This is a genomic window from Thermogemmatispora sp. (genome assembly GCF_019683635.1).
GTDB lineage: Bacteria > Chloroflexota > Ktedonobacteria > Ktedonobacterales > Ktedonobacteraceae > Thermogemmatispora.
In genome coordinates this window covers 1-5,630 of the sequence record NZ_JADGIA010000272.1, presented here as the reverse complement: position 1 = coordinate 5,630, position 5,630 = coordinate 1, and the positions used below count along the sequence as shown (strand labels likewise).

At 66.7% G+C, this 5,630-nt stretch carries 4 protein-coding genes; all 4 read right to left on the bottom strand.

The genetic code is table 11. The features are described 5' to 3' along the window. A partial coding sequence (locus IRZ31_RS19785) for a hydantoinase B/oxoprolinase family protein (protein WP_297156987.1) occupies positions 1–1,182 on the bottom strand: 1,182 nt, incomplete at its 3' end. Then, complete coding sequence (locus IRZ31_RS19780; RefSeq protein WP_297156984.1) at positions 1,176–3,278, bottom strand: hydantoinase/oxoprolinase family protein; 2,103 nt, start codon at positions 3,276–3,278, stop codon at positions 1,176–1,178. The genes IRZ31_RS19785 and IRZ31_RS19780, both read right to left, overlap by 7 nt. Before the next feature lie 120 nt (positions 3,279–3,398). Beyond that, entirely contained in the window at positions 3,399–4,214 is an 816-nt protein-coding gene (locus IRZ31_RS19775; RefSeq protein WP_218104127.1) for a putative hydro-lyase, read from the bottom strand. A 70-nt stretch (positions 4,215–4,284) separates the two neighbouring features. Then, on the bottom strand, positions 4,285–5,601 hold the full coding sequence (locus tag IRZ31_RS19770) for an MFS transporter (RefSeq protein ID WP_084659184.1): 1,317 nt from the start codon (positions 5,599–5,601) through the stop codon (positions 4,285–4,287). Positions 5,602–5,630 lie beyond the last annotated feature (29 nt).

Sequence of the window (5,630 nt, the reverse complement as noted above, 5' to 3'; positions counted from 1 at the left end):
GGCCCCCATGCCACCCCCCATTGTCTCATAGTAAGCAAAGGGCTGCTGCGTCCGCGGATCGATCCCCCCGGCAGCAATATTATTCATCGTCCCCTGGCTGGCCGCCGGCACCACCTCCGGCAACGCCTGCGCCAAGGCCCCAAAGATCGCATCGACCAGGCGCTGCGACGTCTCGACATTGCCCTGGGCCACCGCCGCCGGCGGACGCGCATTGACCACCGAGCCCCGCGGCGCAATCACCGTCACCGGCGCGAACGTCCCGTGATTCATCGGCGCATCCTCCGGCATCAGGCAGCGCACCACATAATAGGTCGCCGAACGCGCCACCGAGGCCACCGTATTGACATTGCCGCGCACCTGGGGAGCGCTCCCCGTAAAGTCCACCGTCAACTCGCTGCCACGCACCGTCACCGTCACCGCAATCGGAATGCCCTCGCCCGTCACCCCGTCATCATCCAGATAGTCGGTAAAGCGATAGCAGCCATCGGGAATGGCGGCAATGGTGGCCCGCGCCATACGCGCCGCATAGTCGATCAGCGCCTCCACATGCTCCTCCAGAGCCGCCAGGCCCCAGCGATCGACCAGCTCCTGCAGGCGACGGGCCGCCGTCCGATTGGCCGCCACCTGGGCCGCCAGGTCGCCGCGGCGCTCATCGGGCGTGCGCACATTGCGCAAGAGTAGCGCCAGCAAGGCCCGATTAGGCTGACCCGCCTCCCACAGCTTGAGCGGGGGAATAATCAGCCCCTCCTGATAGATCTCGGTCGCCAGCGGCATCGACCCCGGCGCCATCCCCCCGACGTCGGCATGATGGGCGCGGTTGGCTGCAAAGCCGATCAGGCGCTGCTCCTCCTCGACCTCGACAAAGATCGGCGCAATCAACGTGATATCGGGCAGATGCGTGCCCCCCAGAAACGGATCGTTGAGAGCAATAATATCGCCAGGCGCAAAATGATCGAAGGCCACCAGGGCCTCGGCCACCGAATCGGGCATCGAGCCGAGATGGACCGGGATATGGGCCGCCTGGGCCACCAGGCGTCCGCGGGCATCAAAGAGGGCGCAGGAGAAGTCGCGCCGCTCCTTGATATTGGGCGAGTAGCTGCTGCGCATCAGCACGGCCCCCATCTCCTCGGCAATGGCCGTCAAGGCGCTGCGAAAGATCTCCAGACTGATGGCATCTACCATACGTGCGACCCCTCCTCAGCAAGCTGGGCTGAAGCGGCCTGCGCGGGCTGACGGCGCTGCTGCTGGAGCTGCTGCACGCCCGCCGGGCCATCGCCGGCCAGCTCAATTAAGAGATTGCCAACGGCATCGACGCGCGCCCGCCAGCCTGGCGGCACCACGGTCGTCGTGTCGTATTGGGTGACAATGGCCGGACCGACGAACTGTACTCCCGGCACCAGCGCGCTCCGCTCATAGATAGCCGCCTCATGCGCCACCGGCCCGGCCTCGCCGGCAAAAATGACCTGGCGCCGTTCCAGCGGCTGAACCACCGCCTCCGGCTGCAGCGGCTGACGCTCCAGCACCGGCGGCTCAACCAGGCCGCGCGCCTTGAGACGGACGTTGACTACCTGCACCGGCTCATTGGGATCGCTGTAGCCAAAGCGCTGCTCATGGGCCAGATGGAACTGCTGAGCCGCGCGCGCGCAGTCGCCGCCGAAAGGAATGGTCAGCTCGTACGACTGGCCGACATAGCGCAGATCGAGATAGCGCTCGATCTGAATCCGCTCCCCCGCGAAGCCCTCAGCCAACAGATCGGCCCGCCCCTGCTCCTCCAGAGCCAGTAGCGCCTCCTCAACGGTAGCCTGAGCCTGCTCCTGATCAATGGGCAGCATCAGCGTGCGCACGTAGTCCTTGAGCACGTCGGCCACCAGCATGCCGAGGGCCGAGAGCACCCCCGGAGCCGCCGGGACGAGCACGCGCGGGATCGAGAGGGACGCCGCCAGCTCGCAGGCATGCAGGGGACCAGCCCCCCCAAAGGCGACCAGCGTAAAGTGACGCGGATCAAGCCCACGTTCAACAGAGATCAGGCGAATGGCCGCCTCCATATTGGCATTGGCAATGCGCACGATACCAAGGGCCGCCTCCTCCAGCGACGACCCCAGCCGGGCAGCGATGCGCCCCACCGCCTGGCGCGCCTGGACGACATCCAGACGCCGGCTGCCGCCCAGGAAGGCATCAGGCAACAGGCGCCCGAGCACCACATGCGCATCGGTCACGGTGGCCTCCGTTCCGCCGCGTCCGTAGGCCGCCGGCCCCGGCACAGCTCCCGCCGAGCGCGGCCCCACGCGCAGGGCGCCACCCAGATCGAACCAGGCCAGGCTGCCCCCGCCGGCCCCCACCGTATGGATATCGATCATCGGCAGCTTCGTCGGATGGCCTCCAATACGCCCATCAGTCGTCTCTGTAATCGCCCCATCGACCAGCGAGACATCGGTCGACGTGCCGCCGATATCGAGGGCAATCAGCCGCTCGATGCCCGAGGCCCGGGCCACAAAGCGCGCCCCCACCACGCCCGCCGCCGGACCAGAGAGCAAGGTCCGCGCCGCCTCACGCCGCGCCATCGCGCTCGATATCGAGCCGCCGTTTGACTGCATGATGCGCAGGCCCGTGCCCGCCGGCAGCGCCTGCTCCAGCTGGCCCAGATAGCGATCGATCAGCGGCCCCACATAGGCATTGAGCACCAGCGTACTGGTGCGCTCGTACTCGCGGAACTCCGGCAGGACCTCCGCCGAGGCCGAGACGTACCAGCCCCGCTGGCGGGCCGCCTCGGCCACGCGCCGCTCATGGGCTGGATTGGCGAAGCTAAAGAGCAGCACCACGGCCACCGCCTCCACTTCTTCGCGCGCCAGCGTGGCCAGGGCCTCTTCGAGCGATCCCTCATCCAGGGGAATGAGCACCTCACCGCGCTCATTGAGCCGCTCGACAACCTCGACCCGCCGCGCCCGCGGCACCAGCGGCGGCACCTTCTGCACGCGCAGATTGTAGAGGCTGGGCCGCGTCTGCCGCCCGATCTCCAACACGTCGCGGAAGCCCGCCGTGGTAATCAGGCCGGTGCGGGCCCCCTTGCCCTCCAGCACGGCATTGGTGGCCACCGTTGAGCCATGCACCAGCGTGCGCAGGCGCGGCAACGCCCCCAGCTCCTGAAGCCCCTCCAGAATGGCCTGCGACGGATCATGCGGGGTCGAGAAGACCTTATGAACGCGCAGCTTTCCCTCCTGAAAGAGCACCAGATCGGTAAACGTGCCTCCCGTATCAACTCCGGCAAGAATTGCAGTCATTCCTGTACTCCTCGACAGTCCTCTCTCCTCTCCTACGACAAGCAGCAGGCGAGCCAGGCCAGCACAGCGCCGATGACCCCGACCTGTCCAGCCCGGCCCGGCCCGGCCCACCTCACGCGCTCAGCGCGGGTTCGTGCTCGTGCGCTGGTCGATCTCCTGGTCGCGCCAATCGGTAATAAACATATATCCCGGGGCGTGAGTGATAGCAAGCGGCGGCTGACTCTCCATGATCACCGCCTGCGGTGTGACGCCACAGGCCCAAAAGACCGGCACCTCGTCGGGGGCCACGGCGATGGGATCGCCCCAGTCGGGCCGTCCCAGATCGGCAATGCCCAGGGCCAGCGGCTCGCCGCAATGCACCGGCGCCCCATGCGCCAGCGGATAGCACGCCGTCACCTCGCTGGCCCGCGCCACCTGGTCGCCTTTGATCGGGCGCATGCTCACTACCAGCGGCCCATGCAAGCGAGCCGTGGCCTGACAGGGTCGGCTCGTGCGATACATGGCCACGTTGCGCCCTTCCTCCAGATGACGCAGACGGACCCCGGCCTCCAGCAAGGCGCGCTCCGCCGAGAAGGAGCAGCCAAGCAGGAAAGCCACCAGATCGGGACGCCAGAGCGGGAGGAGATCCTCCCGCTCTTCGACCAGCCGGCCCTGGCGATAGACACGGTAACGCGGCAGATCGGTGCGCAGATCGGCCCCGGGCGCCAGGCGGCGCGGCTCAGGGTCGCCTGGGGCCGTCATTTCCAGCAGAGGAAGAGCCTGGGAATTGCGCCGACAGAATTCAGCAAACTCCTCAGCCCAGTCGGCGGGCAGAATCACCAGATTGGCCTGGACATGGCCCAGGGCCAGCCCGGTTGTTGGACGGCGCCAGCGGCCCGCGCGGATCAGCTGGCGCGCCTCCGCCGCGCTCAGGCGAGCGAGTTCTTCCATCTGCATGGCAGTCGTCAGAACCTCCTTTCAGATCAAGGAAGGAAGGCAAAGCACGGCAACGAGTCAGCGGCGCGGCCTAATCGACGGCCACCAGACGCTTGCCGCGCGTCTCCGGCAGCAGCAGGAGAGCGATCAGGCAGAGGGCATAAGCACAGGCACCGAAGCCGATGGCGCCCCCCAGGCCAATAGCTCCCGAGAGGAAGCCAATGATCGTCGGGAAGAAGGCCCCCACGCCACGCCCGAAATTGTAGCAGAAGCCCTGGCCAGCCCCGCGGGCCCGCGACGGGAAGATCTCCGCCAGGAAAGAGCCGAAGCCGCTGAAGATGCCCGAAGCAAAGAAGCCCAGCGGCGCCCCCAGGACCAGCAGCAGCCCATTCGCGCCGCTCGGAATCTGGGTGTAGAGGAAAATCAAGGCGGCGCTACAAATAGCGTAGATGGCAAAGGTCGGACGGCGGCCCAGCCAGTCATTGATATAGCCGCTGGTCACATAGCCCACGAAGGAGCCGATAATGACCACCGCCAGATAGGGAGCGCTGCCCACCACCGAGAGATGGCGCACCGTCTTCAGGAAGGTCGGCAGCCAGGTAAAGATCGCATAATAGCCGCCCTGGGCCCCAATGGCCAGCAAGGTGGCTGGCAGCGTGCGCCCAAGCAGGTCCGGCTGAAAGATCTGCAACAGCGAGCTGCGGGTACTGGGCATCCGGTCCCCGGCGGCCTGCTGCTCAGCGGCGCGCGTCTGGACAAAGACCTCCGGCTCCGGCACGCGCGAGCGCACATAGAGGGTCAGAAGTCCGGGCAAGATGCCCAGGCAGAAGGAGATGCGCCAGGCGATGGAGACCGGGAAGAAGGAGAAGACCAGGGTATAGGCGACGAGGGCCAGACCCCAGCCGACAGCCCACGAGCTTTGTACCATCCCCAAGACACGCCCGCGCTGGGCCGGATCGGCCACCTCAGCGATGAGAATGGCGCCGGCGGCCCACTCGCCACCGAAGCCCAGACCCTGGAGCGAGCGGAACAGGAGCAGGAAGCCGTAGTTGGGCGCCAGGCCCGAGAGGAAAGTAAAGAGCGAATAGACGGCAATCGTCAGCATCAAGGTGCGGACACGCCCGATCAGGTCAGCAAAGACGCCGGCCAGAATGCCGCCGAAGGCCGAGACGACCAGCGTCACCGTGGCAATCAGGCCCGACTGACCGGTCGTCAGCCCGAAGGCCGCCGCCGTGGCCGTCAGCACGAAGGAAAAGATCTGGTAGTCGAAGGCATCGAGGGCGTAGCCGAGGAAGGCGGCCCAGAAGGCATGCCTGGAGGAGCCGCGCAGGGTGCGATACCAGTCCAGAGAGAGGAGACGGCTACGCTGGGGGGTAACGAGACCGCTGTGGCCTTGCTCAAGGTTCATGGCAGTGGGTCCTCCCGCAAGTCAGCGAA